Genomic DNA, 26,970 nt, shown 5'->3' on the forward strand with positions numbered 1-26,970 from the left:
CGCCATGAATGCACCGCACGACACGCCCATGAGTCCCTCGTTTCCCTCGCGCCTGCCGAATGTCGGCACCACGATCTTCACCGTGATGAGCGCGCTCGCCGCCGAGAAAGGCGCGGTGAACCTCGGCCAGGGCTTTCCCGACTTCGGCTGCGATCCGCGCATCGTGGAGGCGGTCGCGAACGCAATGCGCGACGGCCACAACCAGTATCCGCCGATGGCAGGCGCCGCGCCGCTGCGCGAAGCGATCTCCAGCAAGATCGCCAGTCTGTACGGCCGCCGCTACGACGCCGCCACGGAGATCACCGTCACGGCAGGCGCGACCCAGGCGCTGTTGACCGCGATTCTGTGCACGGTCCATCCGGGCGACGAAGTGATCGTGATCGAGCCGACGTACGACAGCTATCTTCCGTCCATCGAACTGGCGGGCGGCAAACCCGTATTCGTCACTCTCGAGGCGCCGGACTACGCGATCCCGTTCGAGAGGCTCGCCGCCGCCATGACGCCGAAAACGCGGCTTCTGCTGATCAATACGCCGCACAATCCGACCGGCACCGTCTGGCGCGCCGAAGACATGCGCAAGCTCGAAGACATCGTGCGCGGTACCAACGTGCTGATTCTCTCGGACGAAGTGTACGAACACATGGTGTACGACGGCGCACCGCACGAAAGCGTGGCGCGATATCCGGAGCTGGCGCAACGCAGTTTCGTCGTGTCGAGCTTCGGCAAAACGTATCACGTGACCGGCTGGAAAGTCGGCTACGTCGCGGCGCCGGCCGCGCTGACCGCCGAATTCCGCAAAGTCCATCAGTTCAACGTCTTCACCGTGAACACGCCGATGCAGATCGGCCTCGCCGAGTATATGAAAGACCCGGCGCCGTATCTGGAGCTGCCGGCGTTTTATCAGAAGAAGCGCGATTTCTTCCGCGCCGGCCTCGCCCATTCCCGCTTCAAGCTGCTGCCGTGCACGGGCACGTACTTTCAGTGCGTCGACTATTCCGCCATCAGCAATCTGCCCGAAGCCGAGTTCGCGCAATGGCTGACCGGCGAAATCGGCGTCGCCGCCATTCCGGTCTCCGCGTTCTATCACGAGGCGCACGAGTCGGGCGTAGTGCGCTTCTGTTTTGCGAAGCAGGAAACCACGCTCGCCACGGCGCTCGAACGGCTGGCGCGGCTCTAGCATGTCACGCGCGATGCTGCGAACGAACCTACGTTCCTCGTCATCGCGCGCAGCGGCCAGCGCGTGCGCCGGGCGCCGCTGCTCGCTTCATGCCGTGCGGCGCGTTTCGGGTTGCACTTCGTGTTGCGCTTCGTGTGGCATTTCGCGGCGCCCCGGCCGGCGCCTTCAGTCAGGCCGGACGCGACGCCGCGATATACGCCTTGCGGTCCTCGGTCACGCGCTGCGCGGCTGGCCGGCTGTTGATCGCTTTCACATAGCTCTTCCAGTCCAGACCGGCGTCGAGCAGAAAATCGCGGCCATAGACAGCCTGCGTCGCCATGCCGACGAGCGGCAAGCTCACGTAGCCGGCTGCATCCGCGACGCTGAACCGCTCGCCGCGCAAATACGGCGCGAACTTCGCTATCCGCATGAAGCCCGCGATGTGATGCGCGAGCAGCTTCTCGACCCGGCCCTTGGTCGCGTCGCTCACCGTGCCGCCGAAAAACGCTTCCTTGTACAGATTGCGCACCGTCAGTTCGAGATGCACATCGACGAACGTGATCAACTCGCGCTCCTTGGCCGCCTCCCAGGGATCCGCGGAGAAAATCTGCCTGTCGGGAAAGCGCGCGGCGAGATACTCGACGATACATTGCGATTCGCACAAATCGCCGTGGTCCGTCTGCAAATAAGGCACTTTGCCGAGCGGCGAGTGAGCGAGCACCGCCTCGTCCTGGCTCGGCTCGACGAACACCTCCTCGAACTCGATGCCGTGTTCGAGCAGAACGAACTTCACCTTGTTGTAGTAGTTGGAAAGCGCAAAGCCGCACAGCTTGATCATCGTTGTCTCCTTGTTTCCTGCGTAGGTGAAACTGTTGAACTACTGATCAACGGATGCGGCAGCCGCCCGGCAACCGTCAGGTAATGTGCACGAGCGTGCTATTCTAAAATAACCATGGAGTCGAGCAACACAATGACCTCTCGTAATTTCAGCATCGAGACTATCGGCATTGTCGGCAGCGGAGCAATGGGCCGCGGCATCGCGCAGATCGCGGCGCTCGCCGGTCTCACCGTGCGCCTCTACGACGCGAATCCGGCTGCAATCGGCGCCGCGCGCGATTATCTCGCCGACACGTTCGCCAAGCTCACCGCCAAAGGCAAGCTCGACGACGCGCGTTCGCTCGCCGCGCTCGCCAACGTCAAGGCCGCGCATTCGATCAGCGAACTCGTGGATTGCGATCTCGTGATCGAGGCGATCGTCGAAAAGCTCGAAGTCAAGCAGGCGCTCTTTCGCGAACTCGAGACCGTGGTGAGCGGACGTTGCGTGCTCGCGTCGAACACGTCGTCGCTGTCCATCACGGCGATCGCCGCGGGCTGTAGCGACCCGTCGCGCGTGGTCGGCTATCACTTCTTCAATCCGGTCCCGCTCATGAAAGTGGTCGAGGTGATCGACGGCCTGCGCAGCGACCGCGAAGCAGGCGACGCGTTGATGGACCTCGCGCGCCGCATGGGCCACACGCCGGTTCGCGCAAAAGACATGCCTGGCTTCATCGTCAATCACGCGGGCCGCGGCATGAATACCGAGGGCCTGCGCGTGGCCGGAGAAGGCGTGGCGAGTTTCGCCGACATCGACAGAATCATGCGCGAGCAAGCAGGCTTTCGCCTTGGCCCGTTCGAGCTGCTCGACCTGACCGCGCTCGACGTTTCACACCCGGTGATGGAGTCGATCTACCATCAGTTTTATGAGGAGCCGCGCTTTACGCCCTCGCCCATTACCGGCACACGGCTCGCGGGCGGACTGCTCGGCCGCAAGACCGGCGAAGGGTTTTATCGCTATGAAGACGGCAAGCAGCAGGCGGCCGCGGAAGCCCCCGCGCCCACTGCGCTGCCGGCGAGCGTCTGGGTCAGCAAGCGCTACCCGGAAGCTTACGAAGCCGTGGTCGATCTCATTGGGAAAGCCGGCGTGACGCTGGACGAAGGCGCGACGCCCGCCGCCGATTCGCTGATTGTCGTCACACCGTTCGGCCACGACGCCACCACGGCCGCCGTCGACGAAGCGCTCGACGCGCGCCGCGTCGTCGCCATCGACGCGCTCTTTCCGCTCGTCGGCGCCCAACGCCGCACGCTGATGACCACGCCCGCCACCACGCGCGCCGCGCGCGACGCCGGCCATGCGCTCTTTGCCGCCGACGGCGTGCCGGTCACCGTCATTCGCGACTCGACGGGGTTCGTCGCCCAGCGCGTGGTGGCAACGATCGTCAACATCGGCTGCGACATCGCGCAAAAGCAGATTGCGTCGCCGGAAGACATCGACCTGGCCGTGATGCTCGGCCTCGGTTATCCGCGCGGGCCGCTTGCACTCGGCGACGCGCTCGGCGCGAAAACCATCCTCACCATTTTGCGCAATATGTTCGACGTGCTCGGCGAGCCGCGCTACCGGCCGTCGCCGTGGCTCGCGCGCCGCGCGCAACTCGGCCTGTCGCTCACCCAGTGCGACGCCGCAGACAACGATACGGAGACACAATCATGAGCGCCGAACTGCTCACCTCGCGCCCGCCAGAAAGCGAATCGACACTGGTTCTCACGCTATCGAACCCCGGCGCCCGCAACGCCTTGCACCCCGACATGTATGCGGCCGGAATCGAAGCGCTCGATTCAGTGGAACGCGATCCATCCATTCGCGCCGTGGTGATCGCGGGAGCGGACAACTTTTTTTGCGCGGGCGGCAACCTGAACCGTCTGCTCGAAAATCGCGCGAAAGACCCTTCGGTGCAGGCACAAAGCATCGACCTGCTGGCCGAGTGGATCTCGGCGCTGCGGCTGTCCTCGAAACCGGTGATTGCCGCGGTCGACGGCGCGGCTGCCGGCGCCGGCTTTTCGCTCGCGCTGGCATGCGATCTGATCGTCGCGGCCGAAGACGCCAAATTCGTGATGTCGTATGCACGCGTCGGCCTCACACCCGACGGCGGGGGCTCGTGGTTCCTCGCGCAGGCGCTGCCTCGCCAGCTGGCCACGGAAGTGCTGATCGAAGGCAAGCCGATCGGCGCCGCGCGTTTGCACGAACTCGGCGTCGTCAACAGGCTCGTGAAGCCGGGCACGGCGCGCGACGCCGCCGTCGCATGGGCGGACGAGCTCGGCAAGATCTCGCCCAATTCGACCGCGCGCATCAAGACTCTGGTCTGCGCGGCCGGCACGCAGCCGCTTTCCACGCATCTCGTTGCCGAACGCGATAACTTCGTCGCCTCGCTGCATCATCGCGACGCGCTGGAGGGCATTTCCGCGTTCCTCGAAAAGCGCGCGCCCGTCTACAAATAAGCGAGGGACCATGCCTGCCTATCAGCTACCGAAGCGCCGGCGCATCTATCTGATGCGTCACGGCGATGTGACGTACTTCGACGACTCCGGCCGGACAATCGATCCCGAAACCGTGCCCCTGAACGCCAACGGCCGCGAGCAGGCAAGCGCCGCGGGCCGCGTGTTCGCCGAACAGCAGGTGCGCTTCGACCGTGTGATCGTGAGCGGACTGCCGCGCACCGTGGAAACCGCGCAGCGCGTGCTGGCCGAGACCGGTCAGCGGATCGAAGTGGAGATCGAACCGGCGTGGCATGAAATTCGCGGCGGCAAGCTGCGGCAGATTCCGTTGCAGGATCTCGAAGCGGCGTTTCTCGGCGTGTTCGACGGGATCGTGCCGGAAAGCACGCGCTTTCTCGACGGGGAGACGATCCGCGAATTGTTCGACCGCGTGCTGCCCGCCGTCGCCGCGTTGCGCGAGGACAGCTCGTGGGACACCGTGTTGCTGGTGCTGCACGGCGGGGTGAATCGCGCGATTCTCTCGCATGCGCTCACGGCCGGCGGCCGCACATTCTTCGGCCACCTTGCGCAGGCCACGGGCTGCATCAACGCGCTCGACGTCGGCTCGGCACCGCGCGACTGGGTGCTGCGCGCGATCAATTATTCCCCGCCGTCGCCGCTGCATCGCGACATCCGCAATACGACGATGGAAATTCTCTACGCACAATTCATCCAATACTCGCGTAGCTGAACCCGAACCGGAGGAGACACATGGTGCAAGCGTCAGAAAGCGGCGAACTGGAACAGCGGGCGGATTACTCGGCGTTCGAGGGCACGCGCCCCGTCAATGAACGGCAGCGCGTCGACCATGAAGCGCTCGGCGCGTGGTTGACGCAGCATGTCGACGGTTTTTCGGGGCCGCTCACGGTGGAGCAGTTCGCCGGGGGGCAGTCGAATCCCACCTTCAAGCTCGTCACGCCCGCGCGCGCTTACGTGATGCGCGCGAAGCCTGGGCCGGCGGCGAAATTGCTGCCGTCCGCGCATGCCGTCGAACGCGAATACCGCGTCATGCATGCGCTCGCCGGCACGGACGTGCCCGTCGCCAGAATGCTCGCGCTGTGCGAGGACGAAAGCGTGATCGGGCGCGCCTTCTATGTGATGGAGTTCGTCGAGGGCCGTGTGCTGTGGGACCCGTCGCTGCCCGGCATGAGCGCCGCTGAACGCGCCGCGATCTACGATGAAATGAACCGCGTGATCGCCGCACTGCACAGCGTCGACCCGGCGGACGTGGGGCTTTCCGACTATGGCAAGCCGGGCAACTATTTCGCGCGTCAGATCGGCCGCTGGAGCAAGCAGTACCTTGCGTCGGAAACCGAACCGATCGAAGCGATGCAGCGTCTCATCGAATGGCTGCCGCAGCATATGCCCGCCGAAAGCGGCGAGCGCGTCTCGATCGTGCATGGCGATTACCGGCTCGACAATCTGATCTTCGATCGCAAGCAACCGAAAGTGCTGGCCGTACTCGACTGGGAATTGTCGACGCTCGGCGATCCGCTCGCGGATTTCGCATATCACTGCATGGCGTGGCATGTCGATCCCGCACAGTTCCGCGGCATCGCGGGCCTTGACTGGGCCGCGCTGGGCATACCCGACGAACAGCGCTACGTCGAGCAATATTGCGCGCGCACAGGCTTCGAGATTCGCGGCGACTGGAATTTCTACCTGGCGTACAACATGTTTCGCATCGCGGCGATTCTGCAGGGCATCATGAAGCGAGTCGTCGACGGCACCGCGGCAAGCGCGCAAGCACTCGATGCAGGCCGGCGCGCGCGGCCAATGGCTGAGCTCGCCTGGCGTTACGCGCAGAAGGTGCGTTGATCGGCGATGCGAGGGCGCCGGAGCGCGCCTCGCAGCCCCACATTGAATATCGTCCGTTATCCGCGAGGTCATAGATGAATTTCGACTACACCCCGAAGGTTCAGGCACTGCGCGAAAAACTGCTCGCCTTTTTCGACGAGCACATTTATCCCAATGAGCACGCGTTCTACGCGGAGATTGCACGGAATCGGCAAGACGGCAACGCATGGCAGCCGACGGAACTGATCGAGGAACTCAAGCAGACAGCGCGCGACGCGGGCCTGTGGAATCTGTTTTTGCCGGATTCCGTACGCGGCGCCGGGCTGACTAACCTCGAATACGCGCCATTGTGCGAAATCATGGGGCGCGTGCCCTGGGCGCCGGAGGTGTTCAATTGCAACGCGCCCGACACCGGCAACATGGAAACGATCGAGCGCTACGGCAGCGAGGAGAACAAGCGCGAATGGCTTGAACCGCTTCTGCAAGGGCACATTCGTTCTGCATTCCTGATGACGGAGCCCGAAGTCGCTTCGTCGGATGCCACCAATATCCAGACCAGCATTGTGCGCGACGGCGACTACTACGTGATCAACGGTCACAAGTGGTGGTCGTCGGGCGCGGGCGATCCGCGCTGCAAGATCTATATCGTGATGGGCAAGACCGATCCCGAGGCGCCGCGCCATCAACAGCAGTCAATGATCCTCGTTCCCGCCGACGCCACCGGGATCACGGTGCACCGTCCGCTTTCCGTGTTCGGTTATGACGACGCGCCGCACGGCCACATGGAAATTACGCTCGACAACGTGCGCGTGCCGGCGACGAATATGCTGCTCGGCGAAGGGCGTGGCTTCGAGATTGCGCAGGGCCGCCTGGGACCGGGACGCATCCATCATTGCATGCGTCTGATCGGCCTTGCAGAGCGCGCGCTCGAATTGATGTGCAAACGGTCGCTGCAACGCGTCGCCTTCGGCAAGCCGGTTGCCATGCAGGGCGTGACGCAGGAGCGCATTTCGGAGGCGCGCTGCCTGATCGAGCAGGCGCGGCTCCTGACGCTGAAAACCGCGTACATGATGGACACCGTGGGCAACAAGGCAGCGCGCGGCGAAATCGCGATGATCAAGGTCGTGGCGCCGAACATGGCCTGTCAGGTCATCGACTGGGCAATCCAGGCTCACGGCGGCGGCGGTGTCAGCGACGACTTCCCGCTCGCGTACGCTTACGCGTCGGCTCGAACGCTGCGTTTCGCCGACGGACCGGACGAAGTGCATCGCAATGCGATTGCCAAGCTGGAACTTGCGCGTTACATGGAGCCCGGCGCGACGGATCGTGTCAAGACGCCGGTCACGCGCGCTTGAGGTACTGCTGACAGAATTTGACAGGCGTTTTGTCGGCGGCAGATTCGGTCTTGCAGCACCCGTCGTTGCAGCCGGCTCGCCAGCAGCATCGCGCGATCTATGCTCTAATTTTCGCGAAGCGCGGCGCCCTCGCGGTGCCGCGGTAACGAACGCAAGGAGCGAGGATGATCGACGTCTATAGCTGGGCGACCCCTAACGGTCACAAGGTTCATATCATGCTCGAGGAGACAGGCCTCGAGTACACGGTGCACGCAGTCGACATCGGCGCCGGCGATCAATTCAAAGCCGAATTTCTCGACATCAGCCCGAACAATAAGATTCCGGCGATTACCGACTCCGACGGCCCACGCAGCGCGGACGGTAAGCCGTTCGCGCTGTTCGAATCGGGCGCGATCCTGATTTATCTCGCCGAGAAAACCGGCCGTTTCCTGCCAACCGATCCCGCTGCCCGCTATTCGGTACTGCAATGGCTGATGTTCCAGATGGGCGGTCTCGGGCCCATGCTCGGGCAAACGCACCACTTCCGCATTTACGCGCCCGAGCCGATCGAGTACGCGATCAACCGCTACACCAATGAAACGCGGCGGCTGTATGGCGTGATGGACAAGCAACTCGGCAAGACGCAGTACCTCGCTGGGAACGAGTATACGATCGCCGACATTGCGTCGTTCCCCTGGACGCGTTCGTGGCAAAACCAGGGCATCGAACTGGACGCGTTTCCGAACGTGAAACGATGGCACGAGGAAATCGCCGCGCGCCCGGCGGTGGTGCGCGGCGTCGCCGTGCTCGCGTCGGCCCGCAAGCCGCTGATGGACGACAAGGCCAAGGAAATGCTGTTCGGCGCGACACAATACGCAAAGCATTAGGGCGTTGGGGCGTGGCGCGACGGCGCGCACGCGCGCCTGACTGGAAATGTCGTGGCGCCAAAGCGACCCGACGGTGGCATGCGGGTAGCCGTCGTCCGCCTAACGCTTGCGGCGGAGCGCGTCAGAAATAATGGCGCGTGATGAACTCGGCAATGCACACCGGCCGCTCATTGCCTTGCCGCTCCAACGTGACGTTCCACGTTATTTGCACGCCTGCCTGCTCGATATCCACGACGGACGCCGCCGCGAATTGAGCGCGCAATTGCGCGCCCACCAGTACAGGCGACGTAAACCTGACGCGATTGAGCCCATAGTTCACCGCCATGCGTTGCTCGATCCGCACAGTTTTTTGCAGCAGTCCGGGAATCAGCGAAAGCGTCATGAAGCCGTGCGCAATGGCGCCGCCGAATGGGGACTCGCGCTGCGCTCGCTCGGGGTCGACGTGGATCCATTGCTGGTCGCCGGTGGCTTCGGCAAAACGATCGACGCTCGCTTGATCGATCGTTATCCAATCGCTTAACAGCGGCGCCCCGCCGACGAGCGCATGCAACGCCGCCGCGTCGCAAAACACCGCAGCAGGCGACGCGCTTTCCGTCGTCATGACCCGGCGCCCGGGTTGCGCAGCCCGAACAAGCCTTTGGAGCGCACGGTGATCACCGTCTCGCCATGCTGATTGATGCCCGCCCATTGCGTGGACACGATGCCGCGATCCGGTTTGCTCTCCGAGACGCGCTTGTCGAGCACCGAATTCGTCATGGTAATCGTATCGCCGACGCGTACCGGCTTGAGCCAACGTATTTCGTCGATGCCGGGCGAGCCCATCGACGTCGAGCCCGCGAGTACGTTGCGCACCAGCATGCCCATCATGACCGAACAGGTATGCCAGCCGCTCGCCACCAATCCCCGAAACGCAGACGTTTCAGCCGCGGCCTCGTCGACATGGAACGGCTGCGGGTCGAACTTCTCCGCAAACTCGATGATCTCCTCGCGCGTGAAAGTGTGCTTGCCGACTTCGGTCGTCGAGCCGACCGTCATGTCCTCGTAACTCAAACCCATCTCTTTGTCTCCTTGCTGTCGATTCAATCGGCCAATCAGACTTCGGTACTGACAAACCCCGGCAGCGCGGCAAAGCGTGCAAGATGATGATCGACGTCGCCCAATGTCGTTTCAATGATAGCGAGACGCTTGAACAGATGCGCCGCGGCGACCTCGTTCGTGACGCCCATGCCGCCGTGCAACTGCACCGCCTGCTGGCCGACGAACCGTGCGGCCTGCCCCACGCGCACCTTCGCCGCGGAGATTGCGCGGCGGCGCTCATCGGCATCTTCGCTCGAATAGCGCATGGCGGCCAGGTAGGTGAGCGAACGCGCCTGTTCGGCGTGAATCAGCATCTCGACCATACGGTGCTGCAAGACCTGGAAGCGTGCGATGGGCTGACCGAACTGCTGGCGCGTCCTCGTGTAGTCGACCGTTGCCGTGTTCAATGCGTCGAGGGCGCCGATGGCTTCCGCACACAGCAACAGCGTGCCGTAATCCGCGATATGCTCGAGAGCCGCCGCGCCCGCGTGCCGGCCGCTCAGACGGCGTGCCGGCGTGCGGTCGAACTCCAGCGTGGCAGCGCGTTGCCCGTCGATGGTGCGGTAATCGGTGATCTTCACACCGGCGGCCTCGCGCGCAACGACGAATAGCGCGATTTCGCCGTTCACCCGCGCCGGAACGATCCAATAATCCGCCTGCGCGCCATGCAGCACCACTGACTTCCTTCCGGTAAGCGTCTGCTGCTCGCCTGCGTCATGCGCAGTGGTTGCCACATCGAACAGGTCGTAGCGCGCCTGCGGTTCGTGGAATGCAAACGCCAGCTTGATCTTGCCTTGAGCCGCGCGCTCGAGCAGCGATGCATCTTCGCCCTGCCCTGTGCCGGCGAGGCGCACGGCCTCGATGCCCACGGCACTCGCCCAATACGGCTCGACCACCAGCGCACGGCCCAGTTCCTGCATGACGACCAGCATGTCGACGGGTCCGCCGTTGAAACCTCCGTGTGCTTCCGGCACCGGTAATGCCGTCAGGCCCAACTCGGCGAAGGCTGCCCAGTGGGCCTCTGAGACACCGGTGTCCGACTGCACGATCGCCTGGCGCGCTTCGAAGCCGTAGCCCTTATCCAGATAGCGGCGCAGCGCGTCGGCAAACTGCTGTTGCTCGTCGTTGAAGGTGAAGTCCATGCGCCGCTCCTCAAAGTCCGAGAATCATCTGGGCGATGATGTTCTTTTGAATTTCGTTCGAGCCGCCGTAGATCGACGTCTTGCGGAAGTTGAAGTAATACGCGGCTAACGGCGCCGCATCGTCGTCGCCAGCAAGGCTGTGTTGGCGCTCGCCTTCGAGGAACGGCACGTCGAACGGCGCGGCAAGCGGCCCGATGGCTTCGAACATGAGTTCGGTCAACGCCTGTTGCACCTCCGTGCCTTTGATCTTGAGCATCGAGGCCTCGGGACCCGGCCCACGTCCGCCTGCCTCGTTGGCCACCACGCGCTGCACGGTGACTTCGAGCGCCATCAGTTCGATTTCCAGATTTGCGACTTTGGCGGCGAACACCGGGTCGTGCAAAAGCGGTTTGCCGTTCTTTTTCTGATCGAGCGCGAGACGCTTGAGGAAAACCAGCTCGCGCTTTGACTGCCCGACTCGTGCGATGCCGGTGCGCTCGTGCCCAAGCAGATACTTCGCGTAGGTCCAGCCGCGGTTCTCCTCGCCGACCAGATTGTCGACGGGCACTTTTACGTCTTCGAAGAAAACTTCATTGACTTCATGGTCTTCGTCGAGCGTGATGATCGGACGGACCGTGATGCCGGGCGTCTTCATGTCGATAAGCAGGAACGAGATTCCCTCCTGCTTCTTCGCGCCGCTGTCCGTGCGCACGAGGCAGAACATCATATCGGCGTGCTGCCCCAATGTAGTCCACGTTTTCTGCCCATTGACCAGGTAGTGATCCCCGACCCGTTCAGCACGCGTGCGTAGCGACGCGAGGTCGGAACCGGAGCCGGGCTCCGAGTAGCCCTGACACCACCAGTCGGTACCGTCGAGAATGCGCGGCAGGTAGTAGCGTTTTTGGGCCTCGTTGCCGTATTTCATGAGGACTGGCGCAACCATGGAGACACCGAATGGCAACACCGTGGGCGCGCCGACACGCGCGCACTCTTCGTCCCAGATATGACGCTGGGTCGCGTCCCAGCCTGGGCCGCCGTATTCCTTCGGCCAGGCCACAGCCGACCAGCCGCGCGCGCCCAGCAGTTTGTGCCAGCTTGCGAAGTCTTCGCGATTCAGCCGCTTGTGATTGAGTACCTTCTCGCTCAGTTCGCGAGGCAGGCTGGCTTCGAGCCAGGCGCGGATCTCGGCGCGGAACGCCTTCTCCGCGGGGGAATAGTCCAGATTCATACGCAGTGTCTCCTGGCCGCTACCACCCGCCGCCAGTGAGCCACTGCGCTATTGCAGCGGTTCCTTCAAGGCAGCCGGGACCGGCAGCGGCATCACTTCGATGCCTTCTTCGACCAAAGCTCGCGCGTCTTCCGGCGTCGTGACGCCGCGAATATTGCGTGCCGGCGCTTCGTTGTAATGAATGCGCCGCGCTTCCTCGGCGAAGCGGTCGCCCACGTTCTCCGTCTTTTCCAGTACCTCGCGCAACGCACGCATGGCCCGCGCCTGCAGGTCACCGGAGGTCGCGGGCGCTTTCGTTTCGACCGCACCCGAGAGATTCAGGCGCGGAGCCGACGGCAAACGGCTCACCTCTTTCGCGCCGCAAATCGGACATTCGACCAGCTTGCGGGACTGCTGCGATTCGAAGTCATCAGCCGAAGCAAACCAGCCTTCAAACCGATGGCCGTGCGGACACTGTAAATCGAGGACCTTCATTTGGAATCAGGGGCTTGCTTGCCAGTTTAGCGCAAAACGAAAATTTGTGAACGGTCGTTCGTAAAAATTGGCGGACCACGCGTTCGTATCAAGACGCTGCCGGAAGATCAGGCGTGGAGGGCGATTTTAACGCTTTGAGCAAACACCTGCTGAACGCGATATGACCGGACGAGCCCGACCTGCGTGCGTGTTACCACCTTAGCGCTTCCGAAAACCTGCGCACTCACGGGGTGCTCACCGGGCTCCTCGTACGGTTCCCTGTTGAGCGCTCACGCGACGAGACGTTCGAGTCGACGACTCAGCTGCGGCTCGAGCTCGCGCACTTCTTTGGCGAGGTTGATCTGCTTGGCCGACTTCGCGACATCGAAAACGTCTGGCTTGATGTCGTATCCACCACGGGAATCCAGCCAATCGAGCACGTCCGACAAATGCCACACCGACGCACTTCCCTCGTGCACCGGCGCCGGGAACTCAGCTGCATGACTCAGCATAAGCTTGCGCATGTTTTGCCGGGACACGCCCGCAATCTCGGCCACGTCTGTCAGACCAACGAAATCCGGGCCCGCTTCGACAAGCCGTGCCGACGGCACCGCATTCTTGACGTCGCGAAGCGCGCTGGCCAGCGCCTCGAACGCGGACGCCGCTTCTCGAGAAAAGACCAGCGCGAGCCGCCCCGGCTGACCCACGCCGATTGTGGCGTCGTCACACCCCGCTTCGCCCAGTCGCTCGACAATCGCGTCAAGATCGCAGTCTTGCGCAGCGAGTTTGTACTTCAACGTGAACGTATATTCCATGTGCTACTCCTACTCAATTCCATGACTTTGCAACTCAATGCCGGCATGAACGGTGCGCCGTGCAGTTGTCGACCACACGCCGCAAGTGCCTGGCATGATTAACCGCATTCTTAGGCGTACTCCACACACTTGAGATGCAGAACTCTCCGCAACGGCACTCCGCATCTTTATAAGGGCAATACATTTTTCCCCACGCGTGCCCCTTGCCTCCGCCCTGTATGCGCCACCCGCGCCGCTCGGCATATGCCAATGCGGCCTCAATCTCTTTCTTAGCGTGGACTCCACGAACCATCCTGTCCTCCAATGTAGTACCCGCAAATCAGGTTGTCAAGTGACAACCTGATTTCGGTCGGCGACGCTCGCGCTCATATACTTCGTTGTGCAAAATAATTTGACGAGAAAGCGGTTTGCCGGAGTTCCATACTAAAGTAGGCGCCACAATGACGCGAGACTGTCGGATGGCATAGGACAAAGGCGCATTCGTTCAGACGCCATGAGAAATGTGGAAGGTTTGGCGCGCCCAACAATGACAAAGCCCCTGACGGTCAAAACCGGCAGGGGCTTCGCTGATGCAGCACCAATACTTGTGTGCCGGCAGATGCCACGATTTATTGCGGTTGCGCCATCGGCCATGCGCCCGACAACACCTTCTCGAGCCAGAACGTCCCGATGATGGTTTTGACGTCTGTGATCTTGCCGGTTCGCACCCACTCCGACACTTCGGGAACCGTCGCCGTGAACATTTCGAGAAACTCGCCGTCGTCGAGCTTGCGTTCGCCGGCCGTGAGACCTCGCGCGAGATAGATGTCGATGAACTCGGTCGAGTAGGAAATAATCGGGTGGATACGCGTCAGATACACATACTCCCGCGCCGTGTAGCCCGTCTCTTCGCGCAATTCACGAATCGCGCAGGCGAGCGCGCCTTCGTTCGGATCGAGTTTGCCGGCCGGATATTCGACCATAACCTTGCCCATCGGATAGCGATACTGGCTTTCCAGCAGCACACGGCCGTCATCGAACAGGGGAATCACCATCACGGCGCCCGGATGCTCCACATATTCGCGGGTCGCATGCTTGCCGTCCGGCAGACGAACGGTGTCGCACTTGAGTGTCAGAAACGGCCCTTGATGGACCGTTTTACTGTCGACACAGGTCTCGGTAAGGACGGCGTCGTGATTGGGAAGTTCAGCCATATGCGGACCTCGGAACAGCTTGGTGCGCGACGGCGTGACGCCGTCAGCGGCGTTTGAGGAGATACTGGAAAGTGAAGCCGGGGAAGGCGAAGACGACGAACAGTGCGAACGTGATCGCGTAAAACTGCCACCCCTGTTCAAACCGATTGCCGACACGCGCTTCGAGCAGAAAGCCGAGCGCGCCGACCACGAAGTACAGCACGATCAGTTCGGCAATGCGGAGCCAGGCGCTTTTCTTCGCCGCCTTCAACGGGACGGCGGCGAAGAGTCGCTGATTCAGGAACGGCAGGTTGGCGCCGACGAGCGCCAACAGCACGATAAACCAGCCAGCGGCGGACATTAGAACGACAGTGTGTGCTGGATAGCTTGCAGGCAAGCCTTCAAGAGCGGGTCCGGCACGATGCCGAGTACCAGCACCGCGACGCCGTTGAGCGCGAGCAACGCGCGAGTACCCGTGTCCGCGGTGATGGCCGACTTGTCTTGCGGCTCGTCGAAATACATCAGCTTCACGATACGCAGGTAGTAGAACGCGCCGAACAGCGACGTGATCACAGCCAGCACCGTCAGCCAGGTCAGGCCGGCGTTCATCGTAGCCTGCAGTACCGCCAGTTTCGCGTAGAAACCGACTGCGGGCGGGATGCCGGCGAGCGAGAACATCATGACCATCATGACGAACGCGAACACAGGGCTGCGTTGATTGAGACCCTTGAAGTCGTCAAGCGTGTCGGCTTCGAATTCGCGACGCGCGAGCAGCATGATGACGCCGAAGGTACCCATTGTCGTGATCAGATAGACGATGCTGTAGTACATCGCCGAGCCGTACGCACTCGCCGCGCCGGTGGTCTTGTGGTCGACCACGCCGGCCAGCAGGCCGAGCAGCACGAAGCCCATGTTCGAGATCGCCGAGTACGCGAGCATCCGCTTCACATTGCGCTGCACGATACCCGTGATATTGCCGACGATGAGCGACAGCGCCGCGAGAATCACCAGCATTTCCTGCCATTCGACTGCGAGCGGGAGCAGACCCATCACGAGAAAGCGCAGGCCCCACGCGAATGCCGCGACCTTCGGACCGCCGCCGACCAGCAGCGTCATGGCCGTGGGCGCACCTTGATAGACGTCGGGCACCCACATGTGGAACGGCACGGCGCCCATCTTGAACGCGACGCCCGCGACGATGAAGATCACGCCGAACAGCAGCACGCTCGGGTCGTAGTGGCTCTGACCGATCGCCTTGAAGACTTCGTTCAGCTCGAGCGAGCCGGTCGCGCCGTACAGCATGGAAATACCGTACAGCAGGAAGCCGGAAGCCAGCGCGCCGAGCACGTAGTACTTCATGGCGGCTTCATTCGACGGCGCGGCCTCGCGACGCAGTGCGATCACGCCATACAGCGACAGCGACATCAGTTCCAGACCGAGGTACAGCGTCAGGAAGTTGTTGCCCGAGATCATGACGATCTGACCGAGCAGCGAGAACATGCCGAGCAGGAAGAACTCGCCGCGATACAGCCCGCGATCTTCGAGGTAGCGGCGCGAATACACGATCGTGACCGTATAGCCGAGGGTCACCACGGCTTTCATCAGATTCGCGAACGAGTCGACCACGTACATGCGGCTGAAGAAGTAGTGCACCGACGGGTCGAACGCATTTACCGCGAACCAGATGCCGGCGACGAGCGTCGACAGGACCGCGATGAAGTACGTGGTACGGCGACCGGCCTGGCCGACGAACGTGTCGTTAAGCCACGCGACGACAACGGCGAGCATCACCAGCGCGTCGGGCAACAGAGCAGTCATAGGGGCGTTTTGCATGGTGTTTGATTCCTCCGCTCTGCGTTACTGAGACAACGGCAGCTTCGACTGCGCAACGTGGGAGAGGAGGTTTTCCACGGATACGTGCATCACATCGGTAAAGGGCTTCGGATACAGGCCCATGAAAAGCGTCAGTGCGGCGAGCACTGCCAGCATGAAAAATTCGCGGCGGCCGATGTCGAGCAGGCTCTTCACGTGGTCGTTGGCGACCGCGCCGAAGTACACGCGCTTGTACATCCACAGCGTGTAGGCCGCGCCCAGGATCAGCGTCACGGCGGCGCCGGCCGCGATCCAGAAGTTGTACTGGACGGCGGCGAGAATCACCATGAATTCGCCGACGAAACCCGAGGTGCCCGGCAAACCGCAATTGGCCATCGAAAACAGCATGACGAAAGCCGCAAACTTCGGCATGACGTTGACGACGCCGCCGTAGTCCGCAATCTGACGCGAATGCATGCGGTCGTACAACACGCCGATGCTAAGGAACATGGCGCCCGACACGAAACCGTGCGAGATCATCTGCACGATCGCGCCTTCTACGCCGAGCTGATTGAAGATGAAGAAGCCGAGCGTAACGAAGCCCATGTGCGCAATCGACGAATACGCGACGAGCTTCTTCATGTCGGCCTGCACCATCGCGACGAGGCCGATGTAGATCACGGCAATGAGCGACAGCGTGATGACGACTGGCGCGAGAAAGTGGCTTGCGTCCGGCGTAATGGGCAACGAGAAGCGCAGGAAACCGTAGGCGCCGAGCTTCAGCATGATCGCGGCCAGCACGACGGAGCCGCCCGTCGGCGCTTCCACGTGAGCGTCAGGCAACCACGTGTGCACCGGCCACATCGGCACCTTCACGGCGAACGCCATGAAGAACGCGATAAACAGCAGGATCTGCGGCGTCATCGCGATTTGCGCGTGCTGCCAGGTGGCGAGGTCGAACGTACCGGTCTGGATGTACAGATAGAGCAGCGCGACCAGCATGAGCAGCGAGCCCATCAGCGTGTACAGGAAGAACTTGAACGCCGCGTAGACGCGGTTCGCCCCGCCCCACACGCCGATGATGATGTACATCGGAATCAGCGTTGCTTCGAAGAACACGTAGAACAGCATGCCGTCGGCCGCGCTGAACACGCCGACCATGATGCCCGACAGGATCAGGAACGAAGCGAGGTACTGGCCGACGTTCTTCGTAATGACTTCCCACGCGGCGATCACGACGATCACGGTGATCAGTGCGGTCAGCACCACGAACCACATCGAGATGCCGTCAACGCCCAGGTGATACGTGATATTGAATCGTTCGATCCAGTTCGCCTTTTCGACGAACTGCAGGTCGGCGGTGCTCGAATCAAAACCGGTGATCAGCGGAATCGTGACGAGAAAGCTCACGATAGAGCCGATCAATGCAACCCAGCGCGCGGGGCCCGGGTTGCGGTCGGAACCGATGGCCAGAACCAGCAGGCCGAAAAGGATCGGTAACCAGATGGCGATACTGAGAATCGGATAAGCGTGCATTAGTGTCCCTCGCCTTATTTGCCGCCGAGCGTTACAAACAGGGTCAGGAGCCCCAACATGCCGATAATCATGGCGAACGCGTAGTGGTAGATGTAGCCGGATTGGAGGAAGCGGATCACGCCGGCGAACCAGCCGATAAAGCGTGCGCTGCCGTTGACGATACCGTCGATCACGACGACGTCGCCTTCCTTCCAGAGACCACGGCCAATTGCCACCGCGCCCCGCGCAAACACGACTTCGTTGATCTTGTCCATGTAGTACTTGTTGTCGAGCAGCGTGTAGATCGGACCGAACGCGCGCTTGATGGTAGCCGGCAGTTCAGGACGAACCAGATACAGGAACCACGCAACGACGACACCCGCGAGCGCCAGCCAGACCGGCAGACCGGCCACCGAGTGCAGGCCCATTGCCGCCCAGCCGTGGAACTCTTCCGCCATTTCATGCAATGCCGGATGGTTTTCGCCGATGAAGATGACCTTCTCGAACGCCACGCCGTGCTGGAAGAAGTCGCCGAACAGCATCGGACCGACAGCAATCGCACCGATCACGACGGACGGAATGGCCAGCAACACCAGCGGCACCCACACCACCCACGGCGTTTCATGAGGCTCGTGCGCGTGACCGTGGTCGTCGTGACCATGACCGTGCGCGTCGTGGCCGTTGCCATGACCGTGTGCCGCGGCTTCGGCGCCCATCGGCGAATCCGGATGCTTCGGATCGCGGAAGCGCTCCTTGCCGTGGAACACCATGAAATACATACGGAACGAGTACAGCGCGGTGACGAACACGCTTGCCACCACGGCGAAATAGGCAAAGCCCGAACCCGGCAAATGCGACAGCTTGACGGCGTCGATAATCGAATCTTTCGAGTAGAAGCCCGAGAAGAAAGGCGTGCCGATCAGCGCGAGCGAACCGATCAGCGACGTGATCCACGTGATCGGCATGTACTTGCGCAGACCGCCCATGTTGCGCATGTCCTGATCGTGGTGCATGCCGATGATCACGGAACCCGCGCCGAGGAACAGCAGCGCCTTGAAGAACGCGTGCGTCATGAGGTGGAACACGCCGACCGGATAAGCCGAGACGCCGAGCGCAACCGTCATGTAGCCGAGTTGCGAGAGCGTGGAGTACGCCACCACACGCTTGATGTCGTTCTGGACAATGCCGAGGAACCCCATGAACAGCGCGGTAATGGCACCGATCACCGTGACGAACGACAGCGCGCTATCCGACAGTTCGAACAGCGGCGACATGCGCGTGACCATGAAGATACCGGCCGTCACCATGGTTGCCGCGTGAATCAGCGCAGAAATCGGCGTGGGACCCTCCATCGAATCGGGCAGCCACACGTGCAGCGGAAACTGCGCGGACTTACCCATTGCGCCGATGAAGAGGCAAATACAGGCCACCGTCAGCAAGCCCCAGTCCGTGCCCGGGAAGCTCAGCGCGGCAAGCTCCGTACGCTTTGCGAACACGTCGCCGTAGTTCAACGAACCGGCAAACGCGAACAGCAGGCCGATACCGAGCAGGAAGCCGAAGTCGCCGACGCGGTTCACGAGGAACGCCTTCATGTTCGCGTAGATGGCCGACTCGCGCGTGAAGTAGAAACCGATCAGCAGGTACGACACCAGACCCACCGCTTCCCAGCCGAAGAACAGCTGCAGGAAGTTGTTGCTCATGACGAGCATCAACATCGAAAACGTGAAGAGCGAGATGTACGAGAAGAAGCGCTGGTAGCCGTCGTCGTCGGCCATGTAGCCGATCGTGTAGATGTGCACCATCAGCGACACGAAGGTCACGACGCACATCATCATGGCCGTCAGCGAATCGACGAGGAAGCCGATCTCGAACTTCGTCTTGCCGATCATCATCCATTCGTAGACGGTCGCGTTGAAGCTCGCGCCGTCCAGCACCTGGAAGAACACCATCATCGACAGGACGAACGAGATGGCAACGCCGAGAATCGTGACCGAGTGCGCGCCCGCGCGCCCTACAGCCTTCCCGAACAGCCCCGCGACCAGTGAGCCGGCCAGCGGCGCCAGCGGAATCGCCAGCAGCAGGTTTTCATTAAGTATCGTGGACATAACCGCTTTTCCTGAGATTAACCTTTGAGCTGATCGAGATCTTCGACATTGATCGTGTCGAGACTACGGAACAGGGTCACCAGAATGGCGAGGCCGATCGCCGCTTCCGCTGCCGCCACTGTCAGCACAAAAAACACGAAAATCTGGCCATGCACGTCGCCGAGGTAATGCGAGAAGGCGACAAAATTGGTGTTCACCGCGAGCAGCATCAATTCGATCGCCATCAGGATGATGATGACGTTGCGGCGGTTCAGGAAAATGCCGACGACGCTGATCGCAAAGAGAATCGCGCCGAGCACGAGGTAATGGGCAAGGGTCAACATGATTTTTATCTCCTGTCCGCTCAGCTGTTCTTCGCAGACGCCGATTCGGCTGCCGCCGCTGCTGCGGCTTCTTCCGCCGCGACAGTCGCCGCGCTCTTCTCCGACGGCATCTTCACGACGCGCACGCGGTCCTGCGCGCGCACCTTGACCTGCTGGCTGATTGTCTGGCGCTTGCTGTCCTTCTTGTGGCTCGTGGTCAGCGCGATGGCCGCGATAATCGCTACCAGCAGCACGAGTCCGGCAATTTCAAACGCGAAGATGTAGTCGGTGTAGATCACCTTGCCGATCAGGCGGGTGTTCGACCAGTCGCCCATGCCGCTCGCGGCGGCGGTCGTGTCGCGCACCACCGTGCTCGTCGCACCGTAGCCGTGCCACAGGATGAGCGCGGTTTCGAGCACGATGATCGCGCCAACGACCGTGGCCATGGGCACAAAGCGTTTGAAGTCCTTGCGCAGCACGTCGAGGTTGATGTCCAGCATCATCACGACGAACAGGAACAGCACCATCACCGCGCCCACATAAACCAGCACCAGCAGGATGGCGAGGAACTCGGCCTGCAGCAGCATCCAGATAGCGGCTGCGTTGAAAAACGCCAGCACGAGAAACAGTGCGGACGACACCGGGTTGCGCGAGGTGATCACCTTCAGCCCTGAAACCACCAGGAGCAGCGCGAAGATGTAGAACAGTACGGTCGTGAATTCCATGATTACCGGTTCATCGTTAGGCCATCGTCAGGCATTTTCTTTGGCACGTGCATCTGGCAAGCACGCTGGCAACAGCGTGAAAACCGCCAGAACAACCGCACAGGTGCGCCATGCCGCGGCATTCACGCCGCGGCGTCCGGCCCGACAACAGGCCGTGTTACTGCTGCATTGACTCGATGCGCGACTGCCGCATCTACCGCTTCACTTGACGCTTTAACGATACGGCGCGTCGGCAGCCTTGTTCGCGGCGATTTCCGTTTCGTAGCGATCGCCGACGGCCAGCAGCATTTCCTTCGTGAAGTACAGATCGCCGCGCTTTTCGCCGTGATACTCGAGAATGTGCGTCTCGACGATCGAATCGACCGGGCAGCTTTCTTCGCAGAAGCCGCAGAAGATGCACTTGGTCAGGTCGATGTCGTAGCGCGTGGTGCGCCGCGTGTTGTCCTCGCGCGTTTCCGACTCGATCGTAATAGCGAGCGCCGGGCACACCGCTTCGCACAGCTTGCACGCGATGCAGCGCTCTTCGCCGTTTTCATAACGGCGCAGCGCATGCAGTCCGCGAAAACGCGGCGAAATGGGCGTTTTCTCTTCCGGGAACTGCACGGTGACCTTGCGCTGGAACGTATAACGCCCGGTCAGCGCGAGGCCCTTGACGAGTTCCGTCAGGAAGAAGGTCTTGAAAAAGTTTTGGATTGCGGTCATGAGTTCATCCGCCCTTTATTTCCAGATATTCCACGGCGACATGATCCAGAAGCCGACCACCACCAGCCACACCACGCAAACGGGAATGAAAATCTTCCAGCCGAGACGCATGATCTGGTCATAGCGGTAGCGCGGGAACGTGGCACGCGCCCAGATGAACACCGACAGCAGCAGGAAAACCTTGAGGACGAGCCAGAAGATACCCGGGATAAACGACAGGAAGCCGAACGGCGCACTCCAGCCGCCGAGGAACAGCGTCGACGCCAGTGCCGAGATCACGATCATGTTGATGTACTCGGCGAGGAAGAACAGCGCGAACGCCATACCCGAGTAGTCGATCATGTGACCCGCGACGATTTCCGACTCACCTTCCACCACGTCGAACGGATGGCGGTTCGTTTCCGCGATGCCCGAGATGAAGTACACGACGAACATCGGCAGCAGCGGCAGCCAGTTCCACGACAGGAAGTTCAGGCCGTGCGCCGCGAAAAAGCCGCGTTCCTGCGAACCGACGATGTCCGACAGGTTCAGCGTACCGGCCGTCATCAGCACGACGACCAGCGCAAAGCCCATGGAAATTTCGTACGACACCATCTGCGCCGCGGCGCGCATGGCGCCAAGGAACGCATACTTCGAGTTCGACGCCCAGCCGGCCAGAATCACGCCGTACACGCCGATCGACGAAATGGCGATCGCATACAGCAGACCTGCGTTGATGTCGCCGAGGACCGCGCCCGCCTGGAACGGAATCACCGCCCAGACCGCGAAGGCCGGCACCACCACCATGATCGGCGCGATCATGTAGATCCAGCGGCTTGCCTGGGTCGGCTGAATCACTTCTTTCAGCAACAGCTTCAGCACGTCGGCGATCGGCTGCAAGAGACCTGCGGGACCGACGCGGTTCGGGCCGAGACGCACGTGCATCCAGCCGATCAGCTTACGCTCCCACAGAATCAGGTAAGCCACGCACAGCAGGATCACGACGGCCACCACCAGGATGCGCACCAATGCCCACACCGTGGGCCATGCCACACCGAGAAGCTGGGTGCCGCCCGAGTTGATCGTATCGAACAAGCTCATTTACGCCTTCTCCACCACCAGTTCACCGAACAGGCTGCCCAGCGCTGCACCGGCAGGCGTAGCCGCCGACACGCGGACGACCGTCTCCGCAAGATTCGCATCGCGCACGGCCGGCAACTGCACCGATTGCTCGCCCTGGCGCACGCGAACCGCGTCGCCTTCCTTCAAACCCAGTTTGTCGAACAGCGCCGCCGGCAGGCCGACCTTGTTCGCGGCGCGCGCCGCGGCGGTCAGATGCAGCGACTCGGCGCGACGGACAAGCGGGTCGGCGTGGTAGATGGGCACGTCGGCGATACGCTCGAACTTGCCTTCCGCTGCCTTGGCCGCCTTGCCGCGAGCAACCGCCACGCTCGTGCGGTTCGACAGACGCGCTTGCAGTTCGCCGTCGCCGAGTGCCGCCGTGCGCACTTCTTCCGCCGTGTCGTATTCGAAACCGGACGCGCCCAACAGACTGCCCAGCACGCGCAACACTTTCCATGCAGGACGCGTGTCGCCGAGGGGACGCACAACGCCGTTGAACGTCTGCACCGTGCCTTCCGCATTCACAAAGGTACCGGCCGTTTCGGTGAACGGCGCGATGGGCAGCAGCACGTCGGCGTATTCGGCACCCGTCTGGAACGGCGACATGACGACGACCATTTCCGCCTGCTTCAGTGCGGCCAGCGCCTCAACCGGATTGGCCGTATCGAATTCCGGTTCGAAGTTCAGCAGCACATAGCCCTTGCGCGGCTGCTCGAATACTTCGCGAGCATTCAGACCGCCCTCGCCCGGCAATGCATTCACGAGATGGGCGCCGACCGTGTTCGCCGCTTCCGTCAGGAAGCCGAGCGTTGCGCCGGTTGCGTCGGCGATCCATTGCGCCGCCGCATGAATGACCGCGAAATCCGGATGACGCACCGCGCCGTTGCCGAGCAGCACAAGGCGGCGTTCGCCCGTAGCCAGCGACTTTGCGGCGTCCTTGTCGGCTTCCGTGGCTTCTACGCCGGAGAACGCTTCCGGCAACGCGGTGCCGTTCGCCTGCGAGACCGCCGATGCGATGCCGCCCAGTGCCTGGAGCCATGCCGACGGCGCAGCGGCGATACGTTGTGCTTGCGGAATCAGCGCGTCGTCGCCGCTCGCTTGCACCAGCGTGAGCTTCGCGCCGCCCTTCGCGGCCTGACGCAGGCGCGCGGCGAAGAGCGGGTGATCGCGACGCAGGTCCGAACCGATCACGAGCGCGGAGTCGATATTCGACAGGTCTGCAATCGTGGTGCCGAGCCACGGCGCGCCGTTGACAGGAGCCGAGAAATCCGACTGACGCAGACGGAAGTCGACGTTAGGCGTGCCGACCGCTTGCGCCAGCTGCTTCAGCAGGAACAGTTCTTCCACCGTGCTGTGGGCGCTCCCGAGCGCAGCCAGCGCATTTGCGCCGTGGTCGCCCTTGATACCCTTCAGACCCTTGACCACGTAGTCGAGCGCCGTCTGCCAGTCGGTTTCCACCCACTTGCCGCCCTGCTTCAGCATGGGCTGCGTGAGACGCTCCGGGCTATTCAGGCCTTCGTACGAGAAGCGGTCCTTGTCCGAAATCCAGCATTCGTTGATCGCTTCGTTTTCGAACGGCAAAACGCGCATGACGCGGTTGTTCTTCACCTGCACCACCAGGTTTGCGCCGACGGAATCGTGCGGGCTCACCGACTTGCGGCGCGACAGTTCCCACGTACGGGCGCTGTAGCGGAACGGCTTGCTGGTCAGCGCCCCGACCGGGCACAGGTCGATCATGTTGCCGGACAGTTCGGAGTCCACCGTCTTGCCGACGAACGACGTGATTTCCGAATGCTCGCCGCGGCCCAGCATGCCGAGTTCCATCACGCCGGCGACTTCCTGGCCGAAGCGCACACAGCGCGTGCAGTGAATGCAACGCGACATTTCTTCCATCGAGATCAGCGGCCCGACGTTCTTGTGGAACACCACACGCTTTTCTTCGCTGTAGCGCGACGACGACTTGCCGTAGCCCACCGCCAGATCCTGCAACTGACACTCGCCGCCCTGATCGCAGATCGGGCAATCCAGCGGGTGGTTGATCAGCAGGAATTCCATCACGGATTGCTGACCCTTCACTGCTTTTTCCGACTTCGTGCGCACGACCATGCCGGCCGAAACGGGCGTCGCGCATGCGGGCACGGCCTTCGGCATCTTTTCGACATCGACGAGACACATCCGGCAGTTGGCCGCAATCGACAGCTTCTTGTGATAGCAGAAGTGCGGAATGTACGTGTCGACCTTATGCGCAGCCTGGATCACCATGCTGCCTTCGGGCACTTCTACCTTCTTGCCGTCTATTTCAAGTTCAACCATGATGGTCAATCTTCCTTAACCTGTTACCGCTCAATCGTTCGCCCCGTTCATCGCAGGCTTCTGCAATGAATCCCGTGGTTGACGTGTTCTGGTGCGTAGCTGTCCGGCGCGTTGCTTGCCCGGCGCTTGCCCGAGCGCTTTAGGTTCGCGCCTCGGGCAATCTGGAGCTCACTTTGAAGCTCATTCCAAAGTTCGATCAGGCCGCCACTGTTTCGGCTGCCGCCGCAGCACCCGCATGACCGCCGACAAGGCAATGCTTGTGAGCGACGTGATATTCGAATTCGTCCCAGTAGTGCTTGAGCATGCCGCGAACCGGCATGGCCGCCGCATCGCCGAGCGCGCAGATCGTGCGGCCCATGATGTTTTCCGCGACCGAGTTCAGCAGATCCAGGTCTTCCGGACGGCCGAGCCCATGCTCGATGCGATGCACGACGCGATACAGCCAGCCCGTGCCCTCACGGCAAGGCGTGCACTGACCGCACGACTCTTCGTAATAGAAGTACGACAGGCGCAGCAGCGAGCGCACCATGCAGCGCGTTTCGTCCATGACGATGACCGCGCCGGAGCCGAGCATGGAGCCCGCCTTCGCGATCGAGTCGTAGTCGAGGTCCGTCTGCATCATGATGTCGCCGGGAATGACCGGCGCCGACGACCCGCCGGGAATGACCGCCTTGATCTTTCTGCCGCCGCGCATGCCGCCCGCGAGTTCCATCAGCGTGGCGAACGGCGTGCCGAGCGGAACCTCGTAATTGCCCGGACGTTCGACGTCGCCGGAAATCGAGAAGATCTTCGTGCCGCCGTTATTCGGCTTGCCGATTTCGAGGTAATTCTGCGGGCCGATGGCGAGCAGGAACGGCACTGCGGCGAACGTCTCGGTGTTGTTGATGGTGGTCGGCTTGCCGTACACGCCGAAGCTCGCCGGGAACGGTGGCTTGAAGCGCGGCTGGCCCTTCTTGCCTTCCAGCGACTCGAGCAGCGCCGTTTCCTCGCCGCAGATGTAGGCGCCATAGCCATGGTGCGCATGCAGTTCGAACGAAAAGCCCGAACCCATGATGTTCTCGCCGAGGAACCCAGCGCGGCGAGCTTCGTCCAACGCTTCTTCAAAGCGCTTGTAGACTTCCCAGATTTCGCCGTGGATATAGTTGTAGCCGACCGTAATGCCCATCGCGTACGCGCCGATGGCCATACCTTCAATCAGCGAATGCGGATTGAAGCGCAGAATGTCGCGGTCTTTGAACGTGCCCGGTTCGCCTTCGTCCGAGTTACAGACCAGGTACTTCTGCCCCGGAAACTGACGCGGCATGAAGCTCCACTTCAGACCGGTCGGGAAGCCCGCACCGCCACGGCCGCGCAGACCCGACGCCTTGACGTCGGCGATCACCTGCTCGGGCGGAATCTTTTCTTCCAGAATACGGCGCAGCTGGGCATAACCGCCGCGCGCCACATAGTCTTCGAGATGCCAGTTGTCGCCGTTCAGGCCAGCGAGAATCAGCGGTTTGATGTGACGATCGTGTAAAGACGTCATTTCGAAAGTTCCTCGAGCAGCTGGTCGATCTTCTCGCGGCTCATGAAGCTGCACATGCGATGGTTATTCACCAGCATCACCGGCGCGTCGCCGCACGAACCCATGCATTCGCCTTCTTTCAAGGTGAATTTGCCGTCGGCCGTGGTTTCGCCGAAGTCGATGCCGAGCTTCTGCTTCAGATATTCAGCGGCGCTGTCGGAGCCGCCGTCCGGGCCGAGCTGGCACGGCAGGTTCGTGCAGAGCGTGATCTTGTACTTGCCGACGGGCGACGTCTCATACATCGTGTAGAAGGTTGCGACCTCCTGCACGGCGACAGCCGGCATGCCGAGGTAGTCCGCGACGAACTGCATGAGTTCGGGCGAGAGCCAGCCATGCTCTTCCTGAGCAGTGGCCAACGCCGACATCACGGCGGACTGTTTCTGATCGGCGGGATACTTCGCGATCGCACGATCGATTTCTTTCAGGCCTTCAGCTGAGATCAT

At 62.0% G+C, this 26,970-nt stretch carries 27 protein-coding genes; 7 read left to right on the top strand and 20 right to left on the bottom strand.

From position 1 onward, the window contains the following. The first annotated feature begins 4 nt into the window (after positions 1–4). Positions 5–1,177: a pyridoxal phosphate-dependent aminotransferase gene (locus tag ACEN8U_RS25790; protein WP_310106290.1), complete on the top strand. Its 1,173-nt coding sequence runs from the start codon at positions 5–7 to the stop codon at positions 1,175–1,177. 169 nt (positions 1,178–1,346) lie between these two features. On the opposite strand, the gene ACEN8U_RS25795 is transcribed toward ACEN8U_RS25790, so the two are convergent. After that, the gene (locus ACEN8U_RS25795) at positions 1,347–1,994 is read right to left on the bottom strand and encodes a glutathione S-transferase (RefSeq protein ID WP_310106287.1); all 648 of its coding nucleotides are present in this window, start codon (positions 1,992–1,994) and stop codon (positions 1,347–1,349) included. Between the two features lie 132 nt (positions 1,995–2,126). Between ACEN8U_RS25795 and ACEN8U_RS25800 the strand changes: the two genes are divergently transcribed. From ACEN8U_RS25800 to ACEN8U_RS25825, 6 genes are all read left to right on the top strand, one after another. Then, positions 2,127–3,683, top strand: coding sequence for a 3-hydroxyacyl-CoA dehydrogenase (locus ACEN8U_RS25800; RefSeq protein WP_310106284.1), 1,557 nt, complete (start codon positions 2,127–2,129; stop codon positions 3,681–3,683). Then, on the top strand, positions 3,680–4,468 hold the full coding sequence (locus ACEN8U_RS25805; protein WP_310106282.1) for an oxepin-CoA hydrolase, alternative type: 789 nt from the start codon (positions 3,680–3,682) through the stop codon (positions 4,466–4,468). Before ACEN8U_RS25800 ends, ACEN8U_RS25805 begins: the two co-directional genes overlap by 4 nt. A 10-nt stretch (positions 4,469–4,478) precedes the next feature. After that, entirely contained in the window at positions 4,479–5,195 is a 717-nt protein-coding gene (locus ACEN8U_RS25810) for a histidine phosphatase family protein (protein ID WP_310106279.1), read from the top strand. Between the two features lie 20 nt (positions 5,196–5,215). Next, on the top strand, positions 5,216–6,322 hold the full coding sequence (locus tag ACEN8U_RS25815; RefSeq protein WP_310106274.1) for a phosphotransferase: 1,107 nt from the start codon (positions 5,216–5,218) through the stop codon (positions 6,320–6,322). Positions 6,323–6,396: 74 nt separating this feature from the next. After that, a complete protein-coding gene (locus ACEN8U_RS25820) occupies positions 6,397–7,656 on the top strand; it encodes an acyl-CoA dehydrogenase family protein (protein ID WP_310106271.1) in 1,260 nt (419 codons plus the stop codon). Positions 7,657–7,820: 164 nt separating this feature from the next. Next, positions 7,821–8,522, top strand: a complete 702-nt coding sequence (locus tag ACEN8U_RS25825; protein ID WP_013587793.1) for a glutathione binding-like protein — start codon at positions 7,821–7,823, stop codon at positions 8,520–8,522. Positions 8,523–8,643: 121 nt separating this feature from the next. Here ACEN8U_RS25825 and ACEN8U_RS25830 read toward each other — a convergent pair whose 3' ends face one another. From ACEN8U_RS25830 to nuoE, 19 genes are all read right to left on the bottom strand, one after another. Further along, entirely contained in the window at positions 8,644–9,123 is a 480-nt protein-coding gene (locus ACEN8U_RS25830) for a MaoC family dehydratase (protein ID WP_310106268.1), read from the bottom strand. Continuing rightward, positions 9,120–9,578 carry a MaoC family dehydratase gene (locus ACEN8U_RS25835; protein ID WP_310106266.1) on the bottom strand — a complete coding sequence of 153 codons (459 nt, stop codon included), beginning with the start codon at positions 9,576–9,578 and terminating at the stop codon, positions 9,120–9,122. Before ACEN8U_RS25835 ends, ACEN8U_RS25830 begins: the two co-directional genes overlap by 4 nt. A gap of 35 nt (positions 9,579–9,613) precedes the next feature. Then, the gene (locus ACEN8U_RS25840) at positions 9,614–10,741 is read right to left on the bottom strand and encodes an acyl-CoA dehydrogenase (protein ID WP_310106263.1); all 1,128 of its coding nucleotides are present in this window, start codon (positions 10,739–10,741) and stop codon (positions 9,614–9,616) included. 10 nt (positions 10,742–10,751) lie between these two features. Further along, the gene (locus ACEN8U_RS25845) at positions 10,752–11,948 is read right to left on the bottom strand and encodes an acyl-CoA dehydrogenase family protein (RefSeq protein ID WP_013587789.1); all 1,197 of its coding nucleotides are present in this window, start codon (positions 11,946–11,948) and stop codon (positions 10,752–10,754) included. 48 nt (positions 11,949–11,996) lie between these two features. Beyond that, positions 11,997–12,422: a DUF1178 family protein gene (locus ACEN8U_RS25850; RefSeq protein ID WP_013587788.1), complete on the bottom strand. Its 426-nt coding sequence runs from the start codon at positions 12,420–12,422 to the stop codon at positions 11,997–11,999. Between the two features lie 269 nt (positions 12,423–12,691). Further along, positions 12,692–13,216 carry a DNA-binding protein gene (locus ACEN8U_RS25855; RefSeq protein WP_310106260.1) on the bottom strand — a complete coding sequence of 175 codons (525 nt, stop codon included), beginning with the start codon at positions 13,214–13,216 and terminating at the stop codon, positions 12,692–12,694. A gap of 34 nt (positions 13,217–13,250) precedes the next feature. Next, positions 13,251–13,508 (bottom strand): hypothetical protein, encoded by a 258-nt coding sequence (locus tag ACEN8U_RS25860; RefSeq protein ID WP_310106258.1) that lies wholly within the window; start codon positions 13,506–13,508, stop codon positions 13,251–13,253. 316 nt (positions 13,509–13,824) lie between these two features. Beyond that, a complete protein-coding gene (locus tag ACEN8U_RS25865) occupies positions 13,825–14,409 on the bottom strand; it encodes an NUDIX domain-containing protein (protein ID WP_013587785.1) in 585 nt (194 codons plus the stop codon). Between the two features lie 43 nt (positions 14,410–14,452). Beyond that, entirely contained in the window at positions 14,453–14,749 is a 297-nt protein-coding gene (locus ACEN8U_RS25870) for a DUF2818 family protein (protein WP_310106256.1), read from the bottom strand. Then, on the bottom strand, positions 14,749–16,221 hold the full coding sequence (gene nuoN / locus ACEN8U_RS25875; protein ID WP_013587783.1) for an NADH-quinone oxidoreductase subunit NuoN: 1,473 nt from the start codon (positions 16,219–16,221) through the stop codon (positions 14,749–14,751). Before nuoN ends, ACEN8U_RS25870 begins: the two co-directional genes overlap by 1 nt. 24 nt (positions 16,222–16,245) lie before the next feature. Further along, complete coding sequence (locus ACEN8U_RS25880) at positions 16,246–17,736, bottom strand: NADH-quinone oxidoreductase subunit M (RefSeq protein ID WP_310106254.1); 1,491 nt, start codon at positions 17,734–17,736, stop codon at positions 16,246–16,248. A 14-nt stretch (positions 17,737–17,750) separates the two neighbouring features. After that, entirely contained in the window at positions 17,751–19,820 is a 2,070-nt protein-coding gene (gene nuoL / locus ACEN8U_RS25885; protein ID WP_013587781.1) for an NADH-quinone oxidoreductase subunit L, read from the bottom strand. Between the two features lie 17 nt (positions 19,821–19,837). Continuing rightward, positions 19,838–20,143, bottom strand: a complete 306-nt coding sequence (gene nuoK, locus ACEN8U_RS25890; protein ID WP_013339863.1) for an NADH-quinone oxidoreductase subunit NuoK — start codon at positions 20,141–20,143, stop codon at positions 19,838–19,840. Positions 20,144–20,163: 20 nt separating this feature from the next. Then, on the bottom strand, positions 20,164–20,847 hold the full coding sequence (locus tag ACEN8U_RS25895) for an NADH-quinone oxidoreductase subunit J (RefSeq protein WP_013587780.1): 684 nt from the start codon (positions 20,845–20,847) through the stop codon (positions 20,164–20,166). Between the two features lie 213 nt (positions 20,848–21,060). Then, positions 21,061–21,549 (bottom strand): NADH-quinone oxidoreductase subunit NuoI, encoded by a 489-nt coding sequence (gene nuoI, locus ACEN8U_RS25900; RefSeq protein WP_013587779.1) that lies wholly within the window; start codon positions 21,547–21,549, stop codon positions 21,061–21,063. Positions 21,550–21,564: 15 nt separating this feature from the next. After that, complete coding sequence (gene nuoH, locus ACEN8U_RS25905; protein WP_006052897.1) at positions 21,565–22,629, bottom strand: NADH-quinone oxidoreductase subunit NuoH; 1,065 nt, start codon at positions 22,627–22,629, stop codon at positions 21,565–21,567. After that, complete coding sequence (gene nuoG / locus ACEN8U_RS25910) at positions 22,630–24,963, bottom strand: NADH-quinone oxidoreductase subunit NuoG (RefSeq protein ID WP_310106251.1); 2,334 nt, start codon at positions 24,961–24,963, stop codon at positions 22,630–22,632. It abuts the gene before it with no gap. Positions 24,964–25,159: 196 nt separating this feature from the next. Next, the gene (gene nuoF, locus ACEN8U_RS25915; protein ID WP_013587777.1) at positions 25,160–26,488 is read right to left on the bottom strand and encodes an NADH-quinone oxidoreductase subunit NuoF; all 1,329 of its coding nucleotides are present in this window, start codon (positions 26,486–26,488) and stop codon (positions 25,160–25,162) included. Further along, positions 26,485–26,970 (bottom strand): NADH-quinone oxidoreductase subunit NuoE, encoded by a 486-nt coding sequence (gene nuoE / locus ACEN8U_RS25920; protein WP_013587776.1) that lies wholly within the window; start codon positions 26,968–26,970, stop codon positions 26,485–26,487. The genes nuoF and nuoE overlap by 4 nt, the downstream gene beginning before the upstream one ends.

This window comes from Paraburkholderia phenoliruptrix (genome assembly GCF_047325075.1).
GTDB lineage: Bacteria > Pseudomonadota > Gammaproteobacteria > Burkholderiales > Burkholderiaceae > Paraburkholderia > Paraburkholderia phenoliruptrix.